This window comes from Pricia antarctica, assembly GCF_900101815.1.
Lineage (GTDB): Bacteria > Bacteroidota > Bacteroidia > Flavobacteriales > Flavobacteriaceae > Pricia > Pricia antarctica.
The window spans coordinates 459,414-482,041 of the sequence record NZ_FNAO01000002.1 but is presented as its reverse complement, the minus strand read 5'-3'; the positions used below and the strand labels follow the sequence as shown (position 1 = coordinate 482,041).

15 protein-coding genes are annotated in these 22,628 nt (G+C 45.3%); 7 read left to right on the top strand and 8 right to left on the bottom strand.

Annotated features, from left to right (window positions below; all coding sequences use genetic code 11):
- Window positions 1-3: 3 nt before the first annotated feature.
- Complete coding sequence (locus BLT07_RS04865) at window positions 4-1,731, bottom strand: IlvD/Edd family dehydratase (RefSeq protein WP_091866326.1); 1,728 nt, start codon at window positions 1,729-1,731, stop codon at window positions 4-6.
- A gap of 210 nt (window positions 1,732-1,941) precedes the next feature.
- Between BLT07_RS04865 and BLT07_RS04860 the strand changes: the two genes are divergently transcribed.
- Together BLT07_RS04860 and BLT07_RS04855 are read left to right on the top strand one after the other, a co-directional pair.
- The gene (locus tag BLT07_RS04860; RefSeq protein WP_091866324.1) at window positions 1,942-3,009 is read left to right on the top strand and encodes a sugar phosphate isomerase/epimerase family protein; all 1,068 of its coding nucleotides are present in this window, start codon (window positions 1,942-1,944) and stop codon (window positions 3,007-3,009) included.
- Window positions 3,010-3,036: 27 nt separating this feature from the next.
- Window positions 3,037-3,822: an SDR family NAD(P)-dependent oxidoreductase gene (locus BLT07_RS04855; RefSeq protein ID WP_091866322.1), complete on the top strand. Its 786-nt coding sequence runs from the start codon at window positions 3,037-3,039 to the stop codon at window positions 3,820-3,822.
- 22 nt (window positions 3,823-3,844) lie between these two features.
- Here BLT07_RS04855 and BLT07_RS04850 read toward each other — a convergent pair whose 3' ends face one another.
- Complete coding sequence (locus BLT07_RS04850) at window positions 3,845-5,218, bottom strand: FAD-binding protein (RefSeq protein ID WP_091866320.1); 1,374 nt, start codon at window positions 5,216-5,218, stop codon at window positions 3,845-3,847.
- A gap of 441 nt (window positions 5,219-5,659) precedes the next feature.
- On the opposite strand from BLT07_RS04850, the gene BLT07_RS04845 reads away from it, so the two are divergent.
- The 3 genes from BLT07_RS04845 to BLT07_RS04835 are packed head-to-tail and all read left to right on the top strand — an operon-like array spanning window position 5,660 to window position 9,796.
- Window positions 5,660-7,015 carry a DUF3748 domain-containing protein gene (locus BLT07_RS04845; protein ID WP_175455260.1) on the top strand — a complete coding sequence of 452 codons (1,356 nt, stop codon included), beginning with the start codon at window positions 5,660-5,662 and terminating at the stop codon, window positions 7,013-7,015.
- Window positions 7,016-8,512: a sodium:solute symporter family protein gene (locus BLT07_RS04840; RefSeq protein WP_091866316.1), complete on the top strand. Its 1,497-nt coding sequence runs from the start codon at window positions 7,016-7,018 to the stop codon at window positions 8,510-8,512.
- A gap of 3 nt (window positions 8,513-8,515) precedes the next feature.
- Complete coding sequence (locus BLT07_RS04835) at window positions 8,516-9,796, top strand: M24 family metallopeptidase (RefSeq protein ID WP_091866314.1); 1,281 nt, start codon at window positions 8,516-8,518, stop codon at window positions 9,794-9,796.
- 117 nt (window positions 9,797-9,913) lie between these two features.
- Here the strand turns inward: BLT07_RS04835 and BLT07_RS04830 are convergent, their stop codons facing one another.
- Complete coding sequence (locus BLT07_RS04830; RefSeq protein ID WP_091866312.1) at window positions 9,914-11,500, bottom strand: L-serine ammonia-lyase, iron-sulfur-dependent, subunit alpha; 1,587 nt, start codon at window positions 11,498-11,500, stop codon at window positions 9,914-9,916.
- A 203-nt stretch (window positions 11,501-11,703) separates the two neighbouring features.
- On the opposite strand from BLT07_RS04830, the gene BLT07_RS04825 reads away from it, so the two are divergent.
- Window positions 11,704-13,944 carry a S9 family peptidase gene (locus BLT07_RS04825; RefSeq protein ID WP_091866510.1) on the top strand — a complete coding sequence of 747 codons (2,241 nt, stop codon included), beginning with the start codon at window positions 11,704-11,706 and terminating at the stop codon, window positions 13,942-13,944.
- 204 nt (window positions 13,945-14,148) lie between these two features.
- On the opposite strand, the gene BLT07_RS04820 is transcribed toward BLT07_RS04825, so the two are convergent.
- The 4 genes from BLT07_RS04820 to BLT07_RS20695 all read right to left on the bottom strand — a co-directional run bounded on the left by BLT07_RS04820 (window position 14,149) and on the right by BLT07_RS20695 (window position 20,286).
- Entirely contained in the window at window positions 14,149-15,621 is a 1,473-nt protein-coding gene (locus BLT07_RS04820; RefSeq protein WP_091866310.1) for a DUF1501 domain-containing protein, read from the bottom strand.
- 4 nt (window positions 15,622-15,625) lie between these two features.
- Window positions 15,626-18,463 (bottom strand): DUF1549 domain-containing protein, encoded by a 2,838-nt coding sequence (locus BLT07_RS04815; protein ID WP_091866308.1) that lies wholly within the window; start codon window positions 18,461-18,463, stop codon window positions 15,626-15,628.
- A 131-nt stretch (window positions 18,464-18,594) separates the two neighbouring features.
- The gene (locus BLT07_RS04810) at window positions 18,595-19,713 is read right to left on the bottom strand and encodes an AI-2E family transporter (RefSeq protein WP_091866306.1); all 1,119 of its coding nucleotides are present in this window, start codon (window positions 19,711-19,713) and stop codon (window positions 18,595-18,597) included.
- 417 nt (window positions 19,714-20,130) lie between these two features.
- On the bottom strand, window positions 20,131-20,286 hold the full coding sequence (locus BLT07_RS20695; RefSeq protein ID WP_139205105.1) for a lmo0937 family membrane protein: 156 nt from the start codon (window positions 20,284-20,286) through the stop codon (window positions 20,131-20,133).
- Window positions 20,287-20,604: 318 nt separating this feature from the next.
- Between BLT07_RS20695 and BLT07_RS04805 the strand changes: the two genes are divergently transcribed.
- Entirely contained in the window at window positions 20,605-21,519 is a 915-nt protein-coding gene (locus BLT07_RS04805; RefSeq protein ID WP_091866304.1) for a cation diffusion facilitator family transporter, read from the top strand.
- Between the two features lie 177 nt (window positions 21,520-21,696).
- Here the strand turns inward: BLT07_RS04805 and BLT07_RS04800 are convergent, their stop codons facing one another.
- Window positions 21,697-22,470 (bottom strand): DUF1206 domain-containing protein, encoded by a 774-nt coding sequence (locus tag BLT07_RS04800; protein ID WP_091866508.1) that lies wholly within the window; start codon window positions 22,468-22,470, stop codon window positions 21,697-21,699.
- Window positions 22,471-22,628: the final 158 nt, after the last annotated feature.

Below are 22,628 nucleotides of genomic sequence, written 5' to 3'. Positions count from 1 at the left end.
CTTTTAGTGGGCGTCGCGGGTCACATCGGCACTGGATTTTCCCACGAGAAAATCAAAATCGGCGCCTAGATGTGATTGCTGAACATGTTTTGTATATAGACTGGTATATCCTCGATCCACGGGCGGGGTGGAAGGTGTCCATTCCGCTTTTCGTTGTTGAAGTTCCGCATCCTCGACATCCAAATGCAACTTTCGATTGGGGACATCCAAGATGATTTGATCTCCTGATTTTACTAAAGCCAAAAGACCACCTACGGAAGATTCAGGCGACACGTGCAACACCACTGTACCGAAAGCGGTGCCACTCATTCGGCCATCGGAGATACGTACCATATCCTTGATTCCCTTTTTTAGGAGTTTTTCGGGAATTTCCATATTGCCCACTTCGGCCATACCGGGATATCCCACGGGTCCGACACCCTTCAACACCATGATACTATGCTCATCAATGTCTAAATCAGGGTTGTCGACGGATTGCAAAAAGTCTTCGATAGTCTCAAAAACAACGGCCTTGCCCTTATGCGTCATCAGTTCCGGAGTAGCGGCCGAGGGTTTGATTACAGCACCATTTTCGCAAAGATTTCCGTATAACACTGCAATTCCGGCCTCTTCCATAAAGGGTTTATCGAGTTTGGCAATGACCTGGTCATTATAACATTCGGCACCATCATTATTATCTACCAATGACTTTCCATTGACGGTAATCACATTATGATGAAGGTGTTTTTTCATTTCATTGATAACAACGGGCAATCCTCCCGCATCGAAAAAATCCTCCATTAAATAGGGACCTGAGGGCATAAGGTTCACCAAAAGTGGAATCTTACTTCCCAGGGTATCGAATTCCTTTAAATCCAACTTGACCCCTACCCTACCCGCAATAGCAAGTAAATGAATGATAAAGTTGGTTGACCCTCCGATGGCCGCATTTACCTTTATAGAATTCTCAAAAGCTTCCTTCGTCAGAATTTTTGATATTTTAAGGTCTTCTTTTACCATCTCGACGATACGCCTACCCGATAATTGGGCCATTACTTTTTTTCGCGAGTCCACTGCAGGAATAGCGGCTGCACCTGGCAAGGTCAGGCCGAGCGATTCAACCATACAGGCCATGGTAGATGCCGTACCCATCGTCATACAATGTCCTGCACTTCGGGCCGAACATATTTCAGCCTCGATCTGGTCTTCGGGAGTGAAACCCTCGTTTTTGATCTTATCCTTCAATTGCCAGACAAACGTTCCCGAACCGATGCGCTTCCCTTTATATTTTCCATTTAGCATGGGTCCGCCAGGCACCACAATGGTCGGAAGATCTACACTGCAAGCACCCATTACCGTTGATGGCGTGGTCTTGTCACAGCCCGTCAAGAGCACCACGCCGTCTAAAGGGTTGGCACGGATACTTTCTTCGGTATCCATACTTGCCAAGTTTCGAAAAAGCATGGCCGTCGGCCGCATCAAAATCTCGCCACAACTGGTAACCGGAAACTCATAGGGTACGCCACCAGCTTCTAACACTCCTTTTTTAACGAATTCGGCGAAGTCGCGTAAATGGGCATTGCAAGGGGTCAATTCCGACCAGGTATTGCAAATACCGATTACCGGGCGTCCCTCGAAATAATCTGTGGGCAAGCCTTGGTTGCGCATCCATGACCGATGTATAAACGCTGATTTTGGATCTTTGGGACTGAACCATTCGGCACTCCTCAATTTTTTCTTTTTATCTGACATATTTGGTAGTTTGCTTTTTAAAAAAATCCGTCTTATTTTCCGAAAGTAAGAAATTATCTTTGCATCAGCTAACAAAATAAAAGTTGACAATTTCGCAAACTATTCTAGTTATGGGATATAATTCCGTTAGTTTCGTGATATAGAATCTTTTATTCTTTAAAAAATGTTACATTGGTTTTCGTATCCTTAATTTAAGAACACACGTTGCTCATGGAACGAAGAAAATTTTTAAAGACCTCATCAGCGGCAAGCCTTTTATTTTCGTTGCCGTTCGTACCTCATCTATCCCCCGCTTTCGCAGAAACCCGTTTCGGGGTCGTGGACGCCTCTTATATGATCCGACGTTTTCGAAATTTACCCAGTACGAAATATCCACCTTTTACCAATGCCCTTGAAATGATCGACCATTGTAATTCTTTGGGATTTGGTGGAATGCAGGTGGGTGTTGGGGGATGGGATTCGCAGTTTTCAAAAAAAGTAAGAAAACGAAAAGAAGATTACGGTGTTTTCCTAGAAGCACAGATAAGCCTTCCCAAAAACGAGACCGATCTGGCTCGCTACGAATCAGAGGTCATGGCAGCCAAGGAAACAGGAATCGATATCTTCAGAACCGCCTGTCTTTCAGGAAGGCGATACGAAACCTTTGATACCATGGATGCCTTTCAAAAGTTCAAGGTAGCCTCCATCGAGGCCATGCAACGGGCCGAACCTATTATGCGCAAGCATCGGGTAAAGCTCGCCGTTGAGAACCATAAGGATTGGAGGGCCGACGAATTCATCGAAATTTTAAAGTTGTTGGACAGCGAATGGATCGGGGTAACCTTAGACACCGGTAATAACATTTCGCTTTTGGAAGATCCGATGCATGTGGTCGAAAAGCTTGCGCCTTATTCCTTTTCGGTCCATTTGAAAGATATGGCCGTAGCAGAATATGAAGATGGGTTTCTTCTTTCGGAAGTAAATTTTGGGGAAGGGCATCTGGATATCGAGGGCATGATTGCAATTATCAAAAAAAACAATCCCGATATTCGGTTCAATCTTGAGATGATTACCCGTGATCCGTTGAAGATCCCGTGTCTTACCAAAAAGTATTGGACCACATTTGACCAAATATCCGCACCCGATTTCGCCGTCTATTTAAACCAAATCAGAAATCAGAAATCAGAAAAAACATTGCCAGTCTTATCGGATAAACCTACCGATGAACAACTGCGTATAGAAATGGAGAACAATCGAACCTGTTTGAACTACGCCAAGGCGAATTATGGGTTTAAATAAAAATTATGAATTTTTGAAGACATTAGTATGACAGAAACACGCTTACCCGGAATAAAATTATTCGACCTAACCGACAGGTGTGCACTTATTACAGGCGGCTCCAAAGGGCTTGGATACGCCATGGCGGCAGGTCTCGCATCGGCCGGGGCAAATATCACCCTTTTGAACAGAAATCTAGAAGAGGGTGAAGCAGCCGCTGAACAATTGCACAAAGACTACGGAATCAAGGCCAAGGCATACGCTGCAAATGTTACCAATTTAAAGGAAGTCGAAAAAACGGTCAACGCCATAATCGATGAATTCGGACGACTCGATATTCTGATCAATAGTGCGGGCATCAATATTCGGGGTGCCATAGACGAGCTGACAAGCGATGAATTTTCGCAGGTCATGAAAGTGAACGTGGATGGCACCTGGAATGTTTCGAGAGCGGTTACACCGCATATGAAAAAACAGGGTAACGGCCGAATCATAAATATGGCCAGTACTTTGGGCTTAGTCGGCCTTGCAAACAGAACCCCTTATGCCACAAGCAAAGGGGCCGTGGTACAAATGACCAGAGCGTTAGGATTGGAGCTGGCACCGTTCAACATCAATGTTAATGCTATCTGCCCCGGTCCATTTTTGACGGAGATGAACATTCCCATCGCCAATACGCCTGAAGCGAAAAACTTTATTGTGGGCGCCACGGCTTTGGCGCGCTGGGGCGAACTACCCGAAATTCAGGGCGCGGCATTGTTCTTGGCAAGTGACGCCGGAAGTTATATGGTCGGGTCGATGTTGACCGTAGATGGGGGCTGGACTGCAAGGTAAAATCCTGTTTTTTTTCAGGAAGCTAGGTCCGATAGACGTTCAGGTCTAGGAAAGAATTCCTGAATTTTCCTTTGGGATCGTATTTTTTTGCCAATAGTACAAAGTCATCCATTTTTTTATGGCGGGAATATAAGGTTGCGGGTTCCAAAGTGAACATTTTGCCCCAATGTGGAAGCACTCCGAATGGGGAGAGTGTCTCTTCTATCCGGCCAAGTATTTTTCGCACCTGTGGCCAATTTTGTTTCCATGTAAAATGAAAAGTGACACAATCCCTTTTATAGCAGGGACTCATCCAATAGTCATCGGCCGCGATGGAGCGTACTTCGGAAATCATCAGCTGCGGAAAGATTACATCCTTGATGCCCACCAATGCCATATAGGCTTCCGCCGCGTTTTCCTTCGCTACAAAATATTCAGATTGCAACTCTTTGCCGCTACTGGGCGTGAAGCCCATTTTAAAATGGGGAAGACGTTCATACCACGGCCCCTCGACTCCCATTTGATCTGTACAATTTTCCGCGGGCATCGCAGTTATGGGGTGAAGTTTTTTGGTAGCGGCAGATGCCCCGTAAAAGGAGCCAAAATCCTTTAGTTTCCGATCCGTTCTACTCTTGACCCATACTTGGCTTACGGTATCGTTTTGATAATCGGTGAATAGGCTTACGCTATAACCGCTTGACATAATTTCGTCGAAATGCTCTTGTAACTCAGCGACCGGAAGGTTTTGAAAAAGGTCTTGCCGAACATTGTAGGTCTTTTCTATGTCAAGGGTCATCCGTGCTATGATACCCAAGGCCCCAAGACCGACAACCGCCCCGTAGAAATCGGGCTGTTCCCGATTCAGCTCCACAATTTGACCATCCGCGGTTACCAGTTCAATGGTGGTTACCGCACTGGGAAGGTTGCCATTCGTTACCCCAGATCCGTGGGTGGCCGTTGCACAGGCGCCGGCAACGGAGATATGCGGCAAGGATGCCAGATTGTGCAGCGCATAGCCTTTTTCCTGTAATTGGGGCGCCAGTTCACCATAGCGGATGCCCGATTCTATCGTCACGGTCTTGGCATCTTCGTCTATACTGATCAATCGGTTGAGGTTCTTTGTCGATATTTGCTCTGTTGGACTATCGGCTATATTATTGAAACAGTGTTTGGAACCCAAAGCTTTCTGTTTCACAGATTCTTTTATCAAGTCTTGAAGTTCTTCAACGGTATTGGGCGTTCGCAGTGTTTTGGCCTTATAGGAATAATTGCCCGCCCAGTTTTTTCTTGCCTCCGCAACGACTTTATCCATGTCAATATCTGTCTTAGAGGAGGTTTTTTTTTGTTTGCAGTTCAGCAAACTTATAACGCCCACTGTAATGGCAGGTGACATGACTATAAAATTTCTTCTTTTCATATCATTTGTCTCAAGTAATTTCCCAAAAGTTCACCTTCAAATTGAATAAGATTTTTAAATCTAGTGAATATAATTTGATTGCCATCGAATCGCTTTTATATCTCACCGTGAAAAATCGATAATAAAAGTATATTGGAACATTCCGAATGGAAATAGTTTTCAGGAGGTTTAATAAACTCGTTCAAACTTGTTCGCGAACAAGTTTAGGTATCTTGTGAGCAAATAGTCGATATTTTTATCGATAGTCTGAAATTTCTGTAAATTACCGAAAATGGAATTAAAACAAAGGGATATGTCCAGTTTAGATATACTATAGGAAGAAGTCCATAAAGGGTATAACGAATTTGAGATTAACGGTCTAGATATGCAATGATACGAACAAGCCCGAAATTATTTATTTTTATGTGCTCCGTTTCCGGTGTATTATGTTGCGGTTGCAAAATGGATAAGAAGCAAAAGCTGAAAGGTTTGGAAAAGTATGATACCATAAAAGAACAGCAACTAACGGAGGGAAATAGGGGCTATTTTTTGAACCAGGCCCAAGTGTTTTCTTCCGACAACCGATGGATCGTATTCGACAATAGGAATGACGACACGCAAATCATCAAGAACGGCAGTATCGGAATGGTAAATGTAAATACCAGGGAGATAAGGAACGTCTACACCGCTACCGACAAAAACGAGTTTGGCCCTGGGGTGGGGGCCGCCGTCTTCAATCCGAAAACAAATGAAGTGGTTTTTATCCACGGCCTGGCGAATGCGGATTCGGTCAGGCCGTATACTTTTACGAGAAGAACAGCAGTTTCCGTTGCCCCTTTTGAAACTTCGAAACCCGTTAGATTAGATGCCAGGGATATTTCCCCTCCGTTTACACCGGGCGCATTGCGGGGAGGCACCCACGCCTATTCCATTAGCGGCGACGGCCAATGGATCAGTTTTACGTACAACGATGGCCTAATGGCGGAATTGGCCAAGACCGATGCCACTATCAAGGACCTGAGAACGATAGGCGTTATGGTTCCTTCAAAACCCGTTCGAGTTTCCGATGACGATACCTTCGAGAATTTTGACGGAGAACGGTTTGCAACGGTTGTTGCCACAGTGACTGAATTTCCCCGGGCCGGTTCCGATGAGATGAGCAAGGCCTACGAAGAAGGATGGATCGGCACGGAGGGCTATTTGAATGCCAAAGGGGAAGTCCAAAATAAGGCTTTGGCTTTTTTAGGGGATGTCAGGGATGGTACATCCCAAACGATTACAGAAGTTTTTGTAGCAGATCTGCCTGATCCTTTAATCGATGCCAAGGATATTCCCCATATTTCCGGTACCGAATCTACAAGACCGGAACCGCCCGCAGGCGTTCACCAACGGAGATTGACGCGGACCCAAGACCGCAAGTTTCCCGGCGTACAAGGACCACGTCAATGGATTCGTAGCCTGCCCGATGGCTCCCTAATTTTCTTTCCCATGAAGGATGACACCGGAATGGTTCAAATATTCGCGATTTCCCCTAACGGTGGTGCCCTAAGACAAATGACTGAAAATGATTTCTCCTTGGAAACGTCCTTCAGTATCGATCCAAAAGGCAACTATTTGGCCTATGGTTATCATCAAGATGTATATTTGACAGCGATAAAAACAGGGAATACCAAGAAAATTTCCCCTGAAAGGGATTATAAAAGCGGTGAATTAAGTAATATCAATTGGTCAAACGATGGTAAAATTTTGGCCTATAATCGAAAAGTGACAGCTACCAAGGAAAGTTATTATCAAATATTCCTAATAAATTTAAAGTAAATGGATCTTCCCATTATCGATTTGATAGTTTTTCTGGTCTATATGTTGGCCATCGTCCTATTTGGCATATCCTTTTCCTTTAAAAAAAGAACGACTGACGATTATGTTACTGGTGGCGGGCGCTTGCCTTCATGGGCTATCGGGATGTCGATTTTTGCCACTTTTGTCAGCAGTATCAGCTTTTTGGCATTGCCCGGTAACGCCTATTTATCAAACTGGAACGGCTTTGTATTCAGCCTTTCCATACCCTTGGCGGCCTTGATTGCCGTAAAGTTTTTCGTGCCCTTGTACCGAAGCCTAAAAAGCGACTCTGCCTATTATTATCTGGAACAACGTTTTGGACTTTGGGCGAGAATCTATGCCTCCATTTTTTATCTGTTGACCCAAGTGGCGCGAATTGGCTCCATTCTCTATCTCTTGGCACTCCCCATGAATGCTTTGTTCGGATGGAGTATTCCCTTGATTGTTGTGGTTACGGGAATCAGCGTGGTCATCTATGCCATGTTCGGGGGCATTGAGGCCGTGGTATGGACGGATGCGGTGCAGGGCATCGTACTTATTGTCGGCGCATTGACTAGTCTGGGCATTATCCTTTTTTCGATGCCGGAAGGCCCTGCACAAGTTTTTGAAATTGCATCGGCGGCCGATAAATTCAGTTTGGGGAGTGTTAAGTTCAACTTTGTGGAATCTACCTTTTGGCTCATTTTGGTTTACGGCCTGTTTATCAACCTTCAAAATTTTGGTATCGACCAAAGTTATATCCAACGGTACATTAGCGCCAAGAACAATAAGGAGGCCGTCTCGTCGACCTTGTTCGGTAGCCTGTTGTACATTCCGGTATCCCTGTTGTTTTTCTTTATCGGTACGGCACTGTATTCCTATTATCAGGCCATGCCCGAACTGCTTTCACCAGAATTGCAGGGAATGGAAAATGCGGATAAGATTTTCCCTTATTTTATAGTGACCGCTTTACCGACCGGTATTACCGGATTGCTGATAGCCTCTATTTTTGCTGCGGGAATGAGTACCATATCCACCAGTATCAACAGCTCGGCAACGGTCATCCTTACCGACCATTATAAAAGATATATCAATACCAATGCATCACAAAAGGCGGCTATGCGGGTGCTGTTTCTGGCTTCGTTCTTGATCGGAGGCATCGGTATCGTAGCAGGAACGGCATTGAACGGCGTAGAAAGTGCCTTGGATGCCTGGTGGGCGCTTTCCTCTATTTTCAGCGGGGGAATACTTGGCCTGTTTCTTTTGGGATTTATTTCCCGAAAAGTGAAAAGCAATTATGCCGCTATTGGGGTCATTTGTGGCTTACTCGTAATAGGATGGATGAGCCTATCGCCCCTTTTCTTCAAAGGTGCCTGGTCGGACTATAAAAGTGCCTTTCATACCAATCTCACCATAGTTCTGGGTACCATGACCATACTTTTGGTTGGGTTTATCCTGACGCTGTTGTCCATTAATAAAACAAAAATAAATAGTTAGAAAATGAACCGAAGAAAATTCGTCAACACTACAACAATCGGGGCGGGAGCAGCCTTTATCACAGGACTTAACGCTTGCGCGAACACCCCAGAAAAAAGCGACCAAAAAATGACCGATCAAAGAGTCACCTCCATGGTCGAAAGCATTGCGCCCATTTCCGTGGATGAAATACAAAGCAGGATCCGTAAAGCCCAGCAGTTGATGCAGGACCAGAAAATCGGTGCCTTGCTGTTGGATGCGGGGACTTCCCTAAAATATTTCACGGGACTATCGTGGTGGCCCAGCGAGCGCCCCATGGTAACGATTATTCCGGCCAACGGTGAAATCAGCTATGTATGTCCTGCTTTTGAAGAGCCAAGGGTAAAGGAAATTATGAAGGTAGGTTCAAAAATATATAGTTGGGAAGAAGATGAAAACCCGTATGCCCAAGTTGTTCTGGCTTTAAAGGATGCCGGTGTCTCCGCTGGCAAGGTCGGTATCGAGGAACGCACGCGCTTTTTTATCTTTAACGGAATTGAAAAAGCCGGGCCAAATCTGGAATTGGTAAGTGGGGATTCGATTACGATTCCCTGTAGGATAATAAAATCCGCCTCCGAAATTGCCCTTATGCAAAAAGCTACCGAGATTACCATCCGTGCGATTCAAATCGGCCTCAGCAGTTTAGAAGTTGGATCGAACCCTTCGGTTTTCAGCAATGCCGTTGCCAAGGCCCATGCCGACATGGGTGCCTACCACGAGTTCGCCCTAGCCAATTTTGCCGAAGCCTCGGCTTTTCCGCATGGCAGCACCCAGCCCCAGACCTTAAAAGAAGGAGATGTGGTACTGGTGGATTGCGGTTGCGCCGTAGAAGGCTATCAATCCGATATCAGCCGTACAATTGTTTTCGGTGCCGCACCGACGAAACGCCAACAAGAGATTTGGGATTTGGAGAAAAAAGCCCAAGCGGCGGGATTCGCGGCCGCCCAATTGGGCAAGCCGCTCGGCAATATAGATGCCGCCGCCCGAAAGGTGCTTACCGATGCCGGTTTCGGCCCCGGTTATAAATTGCCCGGACTACCTCATCGAACCGGTCACGGTATCGGAATGGACGGCCACGAATGGGGCAATGCATTAAAGGGAAACGAACGACTGCTGGAACCGGGGATGTGCTTTAGTATAGAACCCAATATTTCTATTGTAGGGGAGTTCGGGGTACGTCTTGAAGATTGTGTGCACATGACCTCCGAAGGGCCCGAATGGTTTTCGCAGCCTAGCCCTTCGATAGATAAACCATTTCTGGAATAGCGGTTACTTACACTCAGTTCAAAACCGCCCCTAAGCGGTATCCCAGCAAAAAAAGCAGCATGTGCTTGGTATTAATAATGCGAGGAAATAAAAAATTTAGGCAGCTACATTTTGTCCTCAGCAGTATTTAAAAGCCCCTGTTTTTCGATCCTCCTTGAACCGGGCCAGGCCGGCCTCGATTTTTTTGGCGGTCTTTGTTATGGCCAGTCCCCCCAGGCCCGTACATCGCAGCGTATGGGGAATGGCATCGCCCACCCGCTTCATAGTTTCTATGACCTCGTCTAGGGGAATAACTTGATCATAATCCGAGAGAGCCATGTTGGCACAGGATATTGCGGTAGAGGTCGCCATTACATTTCGGTTCAAGCAAGGTGCCTCGACCCTATCCCCGATAGTATCACAAATCAATCCCAATGAACTTTGCAAAGCCATGGACGCCGCGGCCAAAGATTGGGCCAGGTTACCTTCCTTCAATACAACGACCCCTGCCGCAGCCATCCCGGAGGCTGAACCGCATTCGCCCATACATCCCCCGACCTCTGCGGAAAAGGTGGCATGTTCTGTAATAAAAACCCCGATAAGCCCTGCGGCCAGCATGGCTTTGATGAGTACATCCCTCGACAAACCTAAGGTATGTGCCGTACCGATCAAGGTGCCCGGCAGCGCACCACAAGATCCGGCGGTAGGGGCAGCTACAATGACGCCCATTGAACTTTTGACTTCCATCATTGCGGAGGTGTACATCACGGAATTATTCAAAACATCGCCAGGAACGAGTTTCTTCTGCTCCAAATTCCTTTTAAAGGATAGGGACTGCGCCCCGAGGATACGGTCATCGTAATAGGTGCCCTGTAATCCCGATTTTATGGAATTTTCCATAATATCTACAATTTTACCCATTCGGTCGAAGACCTCTTCTTGTGATATATCGCCCCTAATGCTTTCGTATTGAACGGCCAGTTCCCAAAGCTTCAAATCTTTCTCGCTATTAAATTCCAACATTTCTTCTGCCGTGATAAAAGGCACTTGAAGGTCTTTTCTTGATTTGATGGGAAGTATGGGAGCTATCGTTTTTATGGATAGAATTTTCTCGAACGGGGAAATCTCCTTCAATAGTTTCTTTTGCTGGCTTTTATTGGAGTGCACCGATATAAAATTGGACACCCCTTTATGGAGTTGAGTTTGACCTAAATCCATTTCTGCGATGGCCCCATATACATCGGTTTCGGAATCGATATAAAGCAGGGTTACAAAAAAACCGCCCATCATCGAAACTGGCGCATGGTCGATTTCTATTATCTCTATCATGCCCCCACCCGTAGAAATTCCGATGACCTGGTGCGATTCCTTTTTGTTTTTTAGGGTGATTTTATAGGTATTCGGATGTTCTGCACCGATGTCGTGGATGTCTATCTTAATTGTTATCCCGGCATCTTCAACGTGCTGTTCATAATCCTTCAACCTATCGTCGTCCGCATCCCAACCTAGAAATCCGCCGAATAGTCCCATGTCGGAACCTTGACCGGAATGGGTAGTAGCCAAAGAGCCATTCGGATCAAACTCTATATACACATCTTCAATATCGCCATCCATTATATCCTGGCATATCCTTCCTATTCGCAAGGCCGCTGCACAATGGGAACTTGACGGCCCACGCATTACGGGGCCGATAACATCATTGAAAATACTCGGGTATGATTTCATGGCTTAGGTTTATTTGTACAGGATACGCTTAAAATTACTAAATTCAAGCCATCCTTTTTTCGGAATTGGATGTAATCGTATAATAAAGTGTAGTTATTTATAAAAATTGGCAAGGAAAAATTAGGACATGCCCGTAATTTTGCTGTCAAATGTTGTCCGGGGAAATCAGGGCAGCTGAATCCATCCCCATAAACCAAAAAAAAATGATCAAAAAAGAATTTCTGTCCGTACTGTTCATCGCGATGTTCGTTAGCTTTTACAGTACCGCCCAAGAAACGGCAAGTCTGACCCTTGCGGATATCTATAAAAATGGCACCTACGGGCAAAAAGGCTTTGGCCCGGTCCGGTGGATGCAGGACAATACCAGTTACTCGACCCTGGAACCGAACTCACAGGTCGATGGCAGTGACATTGTACGCTACGACGCAAAATCGGGCAAACGGACCGTTCTCGTCTCCGCATCCCAATTGATACCCGATACTGAAAAGACCCCCTTGGAAATTTCGGATTACCAGTGGTCGGCGGACAATACCAAACTGCTCGTGTTTACCAATACAAAAAAGGTCTGGCGCTACAATACCCGTGGCGACTATTGGGTATTGGACCTAAAAACCGATACGTTGCAGCAACTGGGAAAATCGTTACCCGAAGCCACTTTAATGTTCGCAAAATTTTCTCCGGATGCGTCCAAAGTGGGCTATGTGAGCGAACTCAATATTTATGTGGAAGACCTTGCGGACCAAAAAGTACTTCCGATCACGACGGATGGCGGCGACAACATCATTAACGGGACATTTGATTGGGTCTATGAGGAAGAATTAAGTTGCCGGGACGGTTTTCGATGGAGTCCCGACGGCGAAAATATAGCGTACTGGCAGTCCGATACCCAAGGGGTCGGCACCTTTTATATGATCGACAATATCGATTCGATATACTCCAAACCCTTACCGATGCCGTATCCGAAAGTGGGTACTACCCTTTCCGCCGTCAAAGTGGGGGTCATCTCGTCAAAAGGAGGCGATACCAAGTGGTTCGCTATCCCCGGCGATCCTAGAAACAATTATTTGGCCCGGATGGATTTTATTCCCAATTCCAACGAGGTCATGGTCCAACAACTGAACCGCCCCCAGAATACCAATAAGGTGTGGGTGGGCGACACTAATTCAATGGCCATAAACAACATCCTGACCGAAACGGACAAGGCATTCTTAGATATCCATGACGATATTCGATGGCTCGACAATGAAAAGTTTTTCACTTGGTCCAGCGAACGCGATGGCTGGCTGCACCTGTTCAAGGTCTCCAGGGACGGTCAAACGGTAGAGCCAATCACCAAAGGGGAATTCGATGTCGTGAACATCGATAATATCGATGCCAAGGGAGGATATGTTTATTATATAGCATCCCCCGATAATTTTACCCAGCGCTATCTGTACAGAAGCCGTATCGATGGCAAAGGGAAGGCGGAGCGGATTACCCCACCGAGCAATTCGGGACAGAACAGGTATCAGATTTCCTCGGATGCCAAATGGGCCATTCAAACTTTTGAAAATACGGTTACACCCCCCGTATATTCACTTGTAAGCCTTCCCTCACACAAAGAAATAAGGATATTGGAAGATAACAGCGAATTAAAGAAAAAGTACGATGCCCTAGGCCTTAACCCCAAGGAATTCGTAAAGGTCGATATCGGCGATGACGTGCTCGATGCCTGGATGATCAAGCCCAAGGATTTTGATACTTCGAAAAAGTATCCGTTATTGTTCTATGTCTATGGAGAACCTGCGGGCGCTACCGTTCAAGATAATTGGGGCGGGGGCAGTCTATGGGACGAATATATGGCACAACAAGGCTATGTTGTGATGAGCGTTGACAACAGGGGAACAAAAACGCCAAGAGGCAATGATTGGCGGAAGTCCATTTACGGACAGATCGGGATCCTTGCGTCGGAAGATCAGTCCAAAGCTGCAACCGAAATCCTGAAAACCTATGATTTTCTCGATTCCGAAAGGGTCGGTATCTGGGGATGGAGCGGAGGCGGACAAATGACCTTGAACTGCATGTTCCGATACCCTGAAATCTACAAAACGGGATTGGCCGTGTCTTTCGTGTCCGATCAGCGATTATATGATGCGACCTATCAAGAAAGGTATATGGGTTTGTTAAAGGATAATGCCGAAGGATATCATGACGGTTCGCCCATCAACTTTGCCCAAAATTTGGAGGGTAATCTGATGATCATCCATGGTACCGCGGACGATAACGTGCACTATCAAAGTTTTGAAATGCTGGTAGATCGATTGATCAAACACAACAAATTGTTTTCCATGATGTCATACCCCATGCGATCCCATTCCATTAATGAACGGGAGAACACCTCCTACCACTTAAGGGAAACTATGCAAAAATTCTGGAAAGGGAACCTTCCCGCAGGAGGAAAATAGAGCGTGTATGGTCCCGATCTAATCCCTTCGAGGTTTTCCGAATACGTTTTTATTTAATTACTGCCTTACCTAGTTATCGCATAGCTCCAGCTCGCCCCAGAAGCAGGCATCAATACCCTGCCTATTAAACTAATGTGCTCAACATTGGGGTATTACCCGTTGGCACCCATTTCAGCTGGGCAAGTCTTTATAGGTTACCAAGATTTAAGTAAATCCGCTACTTTTTTTTGTGTCCTTTTTAAGTGGATTTCCGAATAGATCTAGAATAGGTTTACCATGCCCGTCCGGGGTGGTATAAAAGGGTCTACCCTCAATGGTGTACTGCGTTTCAGGGTGAATGCCCATCGCGTGATAGATGGATTGGTGCACCTGATCGATCACCACGGGGTTTTCAATGGAGGAACAGGGCCTCTCATCGGCCGTTTTACCATAGACGAGGCCTTTTTCGATTCCACCGCCCCAAAGCAAGATAGAGCTGCCGTCGGTAAAATGCCGGTGCATGCCATAGAACTTCTCGTCTTCGATGATATCAGGCTGGTCTACTTGATCTTTTACCTGTTCCCCAGGCCGGCCTTCCATTATGGCATCACGGCTGAATTCGCTGGCCAATACGATCAAGGTTCTATCCAGATGTCCGCTCTCGTCCAAATCTTTAATCAATTGGGCAATGGGCCTATCGATCATCTCCTTCATTTTCTCGGCACGGGTATGGCCATTTTCATGAGTATCCCAGCCTAAAAAGGGTTCATATTCCGTAGAAACACTTATAAACCTTCCGCCGTTCATGGCCAATCTTTTGGCCAACAAGCATCCTAGCCCGAAACGGCCCGTATTATAGGTATCGTAAACTTCTTTCGGCTCTTCGCTCAAATCGAATACTTTGGCCTCGGGAGAATTCAACAGACGATACGACTGTTCCATCGAACGCATTAGGGATTTCCTTTGGTAATCGCTCCCACTTTCCATGTGCTTACTTGTATGGGCCAATTCTTTATACAGTTTATAGCGTGCCTCGAAACGTTTGATCGACATGCCTTGGGGCGGACGAACACTTTCAAGCCCACCGGATGGATCGGGTATCAAAAACGGACCGTATTCAGTACCCAAAAAACCCGCGGAGTGGAAGGCCTTCAATTCTTCGGCCTCACCGACGGTAAACCGTTGCCCCATGGCAATAAACGGGGGTATAACAGGATTTGCCGGACCCAGTTCCTTGGCAATCCATGCCCCTATGTGCGGCGCCTGAACCGATTGTGGAGGCTCATAGCAGGTATGCCAATGGTATTGATGGCGGGTATGTAAAATGTGGCCCAGGTCGGCCGATTTGTAAGAACGGATAATGGCACCTTTGTCCATAACGCTTCCTATGGATTCGAGACCTTTGGAAAATTCAAGTCCATCAACTGCGGTCGGTATTTTAGGGAAGGTACTTAGCACCCTTTTACTTTCTACCCCTTTTTCGTACGGTACGTAGGCCTTGGGGTCGAAAGTTTCGGTATGCGCCATGCCGCCTGCCATCCAAAGCAAGATAACGGTATCGGCGGTTGAAGGTATTTTCGGGACCGATGTTGAACAAGAGCTCAAAAAGCTCGCCATGGGAATGCTGGTCGCCGAGGCGGCAAGACTTGCTGCCGTCATTTTTTTAATGAAATCCCTACGTGTATTTTGAGTATCCATATGCTTAGTTTATAAACTGAAACTCCGGTAAAAGCAAGGTGGACCAGAATATATCCTGTACCGCTTCCCGCTTTGGTTCATCGCCCAATACAGCAAGCAGTATCCCCCTTTCATCCGCCGTGGGTTCCCTGCCCAGCGATTTTCGATAGAGTTCCGTTATAATTGCTTCACTGTCATCACCATAGCGTTCCAACCAGAGGCCGGCGCCCTCCTCCAGAACATGGTTAAAAAACTCACCGTTCGTCAGTTCCAGGGCCTGTAGAAGCGTAGCCTGATCGTCTCTTGAGGTGGTCACGTTCTCCCGGCTAGGCCGCCCTAATGCCTTCATGAACGGATGTTGTTGCACCAAGCTTGCCCTGGCAAATTCACCGTTTTGACCCTCGAAAGAAAAATCCACGAGTTCGCCCCAATTTGAAGTACCGTAGTTTCTAACTTCGCGCCAAGAAGTATCATTGAATTCGATCGAGGTCCAACGCCCGGTAGGTGCATCCGCAAGGCTTTTCCAGCTCTCATCGGAATCGACCCGAATACGCTCCCCGGTGTCATACCGGATTTCCATGGAAAACAATATACCGGCCGGATTGGCCATACTTCCTTCATTTTCTCCTTCGATGGCAATAGTATTTCTTCCGGTTTTCAAAAATTGGCTTACCTCAGGTTTATCCACTTTTTTCCAATCGGAGCCCTTTGATACGTTTTCGCCATTGACGTAAAGTACATAGGAATGATCGACCGAAATCAATACTTGGGCACTTTCAATGATTCGGTTCGGAAGTGTAAAGGTCTTTCTAAAATACCTTTTTCCGGGCTCAGGAAGTACATTGCGGTCAAATTTCATTTCAGGATGCCATATTCGTTTAGCGGATAGCTCTTCGCCATTGGGATTATAGGCCACCGCGGAATAGACCGGGGAAATCACTTGGCTGACCGCATCGGAAAACTGCTCCGCACTCAATCGGCGTAATATCGGGCCTTCGAATACATAATTTGATTTCATTTCCGACTGCTTCCCATAATGCGCAGTGGGCAATTGATAGGTCTTGGAGGTCATGATACGTTTGATCAACTGTTTGAGGTCGTAGCCCGCATCGATAAAATCCGCTGCCAACCAATCCAACAAATCCCCGTTCCAGGGTTCATTGTCCATTTCATCTACCGGTTCGATAATGCCCCTACCCATCAACCTTTGCCAAAAGCGATTGGTGATGGTACGATAGAGCCGTCCATTTTCGGGTTTTACCATGACTTCGGAAAGTTTTGACAAACGCTCTTTAACACTCGCTGCCTCAACATCGCCCAATTCGGGATATAAAAAATTTACTTTGGCCATTTTCCCCAAGGGTTTGTCGCAGCGGTTCAGTTCCAGTACCGAATCGGCAAAAATGGAAGCAAAGTCATAGGATTGCTCCAACGTAAGGTTACTTACAAAACTGTTGTGGCATGAAGCACATTTTACGTTGACTCCCAACAAAGACTGCCCAATGTTCTGGGCCGCCTGCATTTCGGTACGTTGACTGGCATTCACGACCCCCCGCCACTCGATGCCCTTGATAAAGCCTTCGGAAACATCGGTCGGATTAACCAGTTCCTTAACGAGAACATCATAAGGTTTGTTTGCCTCCAAAGAAGTATAAAGCCAATCGGTTATCTGTTTTCGTCCGCCCGTAATAAACCCGGTACCACTGTAATCGTTACGTAAAAGGTCGTTCCAAAAACTCAGCCAATGTTGGGTGTAGTTATGGGTATCGCCCAATAAAGTATTGATGAGTGCTTCCCTTTTGTTGGGATTCGTATCCTTTTGGAATTCGGTTATTTTTTCCGGTGTTGGAAGCAGTCCGACAATATCCAAATAGGCGCGTCTAATAAAAATCCGGTCATCCACGACCTGCGGCCAATCGAGACCATGGTTTCTAAAATAGGCATCCATTAATCTGTCGACGGGATGTAGTTCGTTACCGGATTCGGGCAATTCCGGTTTGACGAGGGCCAATTCCGCTTCAGGAAATACTTTTAAAGCCTGATCCGACCAATGCGCCCCATTTTTGATCCACAATTTAACAAGTGCAATCTCGGTATCCTTCAAAACCTTTCCCTTTTTGGGCATTACATCATCATCGTTCGGGGAAAGGGAAATGCGTTTATATAGTTCACTTTCCGCTGGCTTTCCAGCCACTATGACCACACCTGATTCCCCACCTTTGAACACCCCTTCTTTATTTTCTAGCACGAGTTCGCCCTTTTGTTTGTTCTCGCTATGGCATTGGTAGCAGTTATGGGCAAAAATAGCCCTGACCTCTAAATTGAGTTCGTCTTGCTGTGCGTCGGATATAGAATCGGTATTCTTTAGTTCGGCCAGCAAAGCTATACCCTTACTATGGTCATACGCGGAATTGTTAAACGGTAAGGCACTGCTCAAGTAGTCTTCGCCATGGGTAAGGCTAGCTCCCAGATGCCCGGCAACGGCCAATAAAAGGACCGTTATAATGAGTCCGGATCTATAGGTGCGGGAATCCGGTAATTTCCCATTAAGTGTCCTTTGCAGAAGTATGGCGGTAATAAACGCGAAAACGGCGGTCGCAACGCCCACATATTGATGATTATCGACCAGTTCACCGCTATAATCGTCTTGGGTGCGCAACAACCAACCCAATACCGCGGATAGAACGGCAAAGCCCGCCCCGAGATATACCATCCAATGAATCCCTTCCCGAAGCCCGGGCCGTTTTCCGCCCAGGGTCAACAACTCAAGGAATAAGGCGACGACCAGAAGCCCTATCGGAAAATGGACCAAAAGTGGGTGAAAGCGACCCAGAAACTGAAATATCCAATTGAAATCCTCCATACATTATAACTCCATCATTTTCATGGCATTCAGTTTCTTCACCTATGTACTTAAGGTTCCAAATAGGGCTACAGAAGTTGGATGGTTTGATCGTACCTAAATCTGTGTTTACATCAAATTACCGTAAAACATTACATCCCTTTTGTCCAGACCCTAACAAAACTGCTCTCCGAGAAAAATTCCTTAAAAATGACCTTTAGAACAGCATAACCCGGTACTGCGACCAACATACCTACAATGCCGAACAGTAGCCCGGCACCGATGATAATAACGAAAATCTCAAGAGGATGCGATTTTACACTATTGGAATAAATAAAGGGCTGGGATACCAAATTGTCGACCAACTGACCAATGACAACCCCTATCATAACATAGCCTATAAGCGGAAGAATCTCTCGGGAAAAATCCATCTCGATATGGCTGGTCATAGTCAGTACCACCATCAATACGGCTCCGATCAAAGGGCCGGCGTATGGAACAATATTGAACAGGGCACAAAAAAAGGCGATGATCAAAGCCTGCTCCGTACCCACATAAAATAAGGTGCCGGCGTAAATCACGAAGAGTACCAAGATTTGAATTAGAAGGCCCAAGAAATATCTGGACAGAAGCGTTTCTATTTTTTTCAAGGAATGAATCGTCCTGTCGCGGTGTGCGTGGGGTACCATAGCCAATACAAACAGCTGGAGCGAATTGGTTTCCTTTAGCATAAAGAAAGCCATGAAAAACACCGAAAATAGGCCTACACTAAGTTGGGTCAATATGCCTAATACGGTATCCAAAAGAGTCGGTGCCGTATCATCCCCTAATCCCTTCTCCGCTTTTAATCCATTCTCCGCTTTTTCCTTAACATTGCTCTCCTTTACAAGATTCTCGACTGTTTCCTTAGAGGTGCCAAAGTATTCGGATACTTCATTATAAATGGTATCCAGTTCGGCCTCTATGCCATCAAAATTATAGACCGCAAAATTTTTGCCCTGTTCTTTTAACATGGGGATGAACATGCCTACCAATCCGACCATTAAACCTAAAATAAGAATAAGGGTGATAATTGTTCCCACTGTTCTTTTGATGTGCAGCTTTTGTTTGAAAAAAATTACCAGGGGTCTCCCCAAAAGTGCAATTATAATAGCGGCAACAACGTATATGATCAAAATACGTACTTTGTATAAAATAAACAAAAGTAAGGCGATACCTATAAAAAAGGACAATGCCTTTATTATGCCCTTGGCAATGGTGTACGATTTCATGTTCAGGTCTTCAGATGGGGATTTAACGATTCAGAAAACTTAGTGATTATAAGGATGATTTCTTGGAATGGGCATTTTCGATTTTTATCGGATTCTAGCGTCCATACCATATCCGGATATCTTCTGCGTACCAATTCAATGAGTTTGTGATTCTTTTATTGGGCTTAAGTACATTGCTGGTTAATATGGATACTTGTATTCTCGGAAAATCAAAGCCTCGTATCCACCAGTAATCGAATTCGTGGCCGAAGCTAGACTAGGAATACAAAACAATATATGGCTGGTTACCCTAATAATCTCTAAATAGGTCATGGTTTGGCACATTGTAAAAAAGCCAACTAATTATCGGGAGATTTTCCATTAAATTTTGAATTCCCCTCTTTCGAGGGGAATTTAATTGGGTCATATTTCTCTTTATTAAACATTTCGGCCGGTCACCAATTTATAGATAAGCAAGATGACCGCAATCACCAAAATGACATGGATAATGCCCCCAACATCTGGAAAGGCCAAAAACCCGACCAACCAACCGATAACTAGGATTACGATAATAATCCATACGATGTCTTTCATAATTATGAGTATTTAAAGGTTATGTTTTACAATGTAATAAAATTTGGATTTATTTTTAGGTTTCATTGAAATTATAATCTGCAAACTGCGGAATTTAATTAAAACATAAGATTTAACCCACAAAAAACAAACTCGATTCCTTTGATATTAAATGGGATTAAGAACGAAATCCGAGAACCAAATAGCGTATCCCAACGAGCAAATACAATGTCCATAATGTGTGAGAACCAAGCTGAAAATAGGTTGATACATTTGGTTTCGAAAAAAAGTGCTGCAGATCGTATAAATTTGTGAAAGAAATTCAAACCTAAGAAGAGTATGGCCGGCAAATCAAAAATTTCTATCTACGGGGCAATAGTCGCCAACATCCTCATAGCAATCAGTAAATTTATTGCCGTTTTTTTCACTGGGAGTTCGGCCATGTTGGCCGAGGGCATCCATTCCGTAATTGACACGGGCAACGGCCTATTGCTATTGTTTGGAATAAAGCGTTCGAATCGTGTGGCTGACAAAAACCACCCCTTCGGTTACGGGAAAGAAATCTATTTTTGGAGTTTTGTAGTCAGTATCCTGATTTTTTCTTTAGGTGGAGGGTTCGCTATTTATGAGGGTATACATTCCCTAGGGGATCCCGAAGTCATTGAAAACCCGGTTTGGAATTATGCGGTGCTAGGAGCGGCACTTCTGTTCGAAGGTACATCGTTAATTGTAGCGACACGGGAGTTCAGAAAAAGCAACCCATCGGGTGGTTTGGTCACTAACATAATTAAAAGTAAAGATCCGGCGAATTTTGCGGTAATCATCGAAGACTCTGCGGCCGTTACGGGTCTGTTGATAGCCCTGTTGGGTATTTTTCTTTCCCAGCAATTACAAAGTCCTTATCTCGATGGGGTCGCCTCCCTTCTTATCGGGGTTTTGCTATTGTGCGTCGCCGTCTTTTTAGCGCGGGAGACCAAAGGCCTGTTATTGGGCGAAAGCGCAAAGTCCGATATTATAAATGCCATTAGCAGTGTGCTCGATAGGAACAAGAATATTAAGCACTATGCATATCCCAAAACCATGCATTTTGGTCCGGATAAGATATTGTCGGTTATTGAAATAGAACTTGTTGAGGGCATCAATTTATCGGATGCGGAAACCATGGTGAAAAATGTTCGTGCGGAAATTAAAAGGAATATAAAACAGGATATCCAAATTTTCATTCAGATCAATCGCAATGTCGATAAGGAATAAACGGATAAAATATCCAAATGGAGCAATCAGATACATTGTGGCGTTGAAAAAAGGAGAATCGATAAACGCCAACTACGACGATGGTTCTGTTGTATTCGTTACACCTAAAGAGGTCTTATAGCCAACCTTTCCGTAGGAAATCAAAAATTAAAGGTCGCGGTCTACTTGGATAGCGCATTAATCCTTGAATTTCCGATATCCGGCCATAATAAACATATAGGCACCATAGCAAATCAGACCTAAGGCTACCAAGCCCATAAGCCAGGGTCCAGAACTTTGACGGAGAAACGAGAAGGCCTCTTCGGTACCCTTCATCTCTTCCGAACCGGCGGAGCTGGCGGCCCTAAAAAAGAAGTAGGCAACAATACCAACTACTATACCCCGGGCTACCATTCCCGCATATCCTAACCATTTGATTGTTTTGCGCGTGTTGATGTTCGACATCGCGTCCAAATGAAATTTAGTGAGAAATTCGCCTTTATATGCTTTAACGAATTGAAAAATCGCCTTGGTCGCTAAACCAATTGCGATAGCATAAAAGATATAGGGCAAATATTCTGGCGGAAGCATTCCGCTCTTGCTGCCTCCGCTTCCTGCCGAAGGCTTGAATATTTGGTAAATAGCATATCCACCCAATCCAAGATATACCAGGCCACTGAAAAAGAAACCGATTCGCTTCCCCATTCCTCTGGCGTTGTCACCGATATTTTCAGGATCCTTAATACTCTGAAAAAATCGCCAAAACGCATAACACAATAAGCCGAGCCCCACTATTCCCAAAAGCACATTGCCGAACGGCTGCTTTTGCAAAAATTTAAGAACACCGAGCTTTCCTTCTGAACTCCCGCCCAGTCCAACGGCGGCCCCGAATGCCAGTGCTCCTGTTATTGCATATACCAATCCTTTTGAAACATATCCCGTTCGGGCAATTTTCTTGATATTGTCATCCATATAAAGGTGTATTTTGTAATTGATGCTTCTAACCCAACCCATCCTTTGAACTAGTTAAGCCTTTGAAATTAATAATCATACGCCCTTACACTTGCTTCTATAGCGTTTTAAATTACTCCTATTGCTATCTCTACGGAACTGGGCAAGAGGGAAATGCA

Excerpts from the sequence above, each read along its gene's own strand:
- BLT07_RS04840 (WP_091866316.1), top strand. The coding sequence starts at position 7,016 with ATGGATCTTCCCATTATCGATTTGATAGTTTTTCTGGTCTATATGTTG.
- BLT07_RS04815 (WP_091866308.1), bottom strand. The coding sequence starts at position 18,463 with ATGGAGGATTTCAATTGGATATTTCAGTTTCTGGGTCGCTTTCACCCA.
- BLT07_RS04835 (WP_091866314.1), top strand. The coding sequence starts at position 8,516 with ATGAACCGAAGAAAATTCGTCAACACTACAACAATCGGGGCGGGAGCA.
- BLT07_RS04865 (WP_091866326.1), bottom strand. The coding sequence starts at position 1,731 with ATGTCAGATAAAAAGAAAAAATTGAGGAGTGCCGAATGGTTCAGTCCC.
- BLT07_RS04860 (WP_091866324.1), top strand. The coding sequence starts at position 1,942 with ATGGAACGAAGAAAATTTTTAAAGACCTCATCAGCGGCAAGCCTTTTA.
- BLT07_RS04855 (WP_091866322.1), top strand. The coding sequence starts at position 3,037 with ATGACAGAAACACGCTTACCCGGAATAAAATTATTCGACCTAACCGAC.
- BLT07_RS04850 (WP_091866320.1), bottom strand. The coding sequence starts at position 5,218 with ATGAAAAGAAGAAATTTTATAGTCATGTCACCTGCCATTACAGTGGGC.
- BLT07_RS04830 (WP_091866312.1), bottom strand. The coding sequence starts at position 11,500 with ATGAAATCATACCCGAGTATTTTCAATGATGTTATCGGCCCCGTAATG.
- BLT07_RS04810 (WP_091866306.1), bottom strand. The coding sequence starts at position 19,713 with ATGAAATCGTACACCATTGCCAAGGGCATAATAAAGGCATTGTCCTTT.
- BLT07_RS20695 (WP_139205105.1), bottom strand. The coding sequence starts at position 20,286 with ATGAAAGACATCGTATGGATTATTATCGTAATCCTAGTTATCGGTTGG.
- BLT07_RS04800 (WP_091866508.1), bottom strand. The coding sequence starts at position 22,470 with ATGGATGACAATATCAAGAAAATTGCCCGAACGGGATATGTTTCAAAA.
- BLT07_RS04805 (WP_091866304.1), top strand. The coding sequence starts at position 20,605 with ATGGCCGGCAAATCAAAAATTTCTATCTACGGGGCAATAGTCGCCAAC.
- BLT07_RS04845 (WP_175455260.1), top strand. The coding sequence starts at position 5,660 with ATGGATAAGAAGCAAAAGCTGAAAGGTTTGGAAAAGTATGATACCATA.
- BLT07_RS04820 (WP_091866310.1), bottom strand. The coding sequence starts at position 15,621 with ATGGATACTCAAAATACACGTAGGGATTTCATTAAAAAAATGACGGCA.
- BLT07_RS04825 (WP_091866510.1), top strand. The coding sequence starts at position 11,704 with ATGATCAAAAAAGAATTTCTGTCCGTACTGTTCATCGCGATGTTCGTT.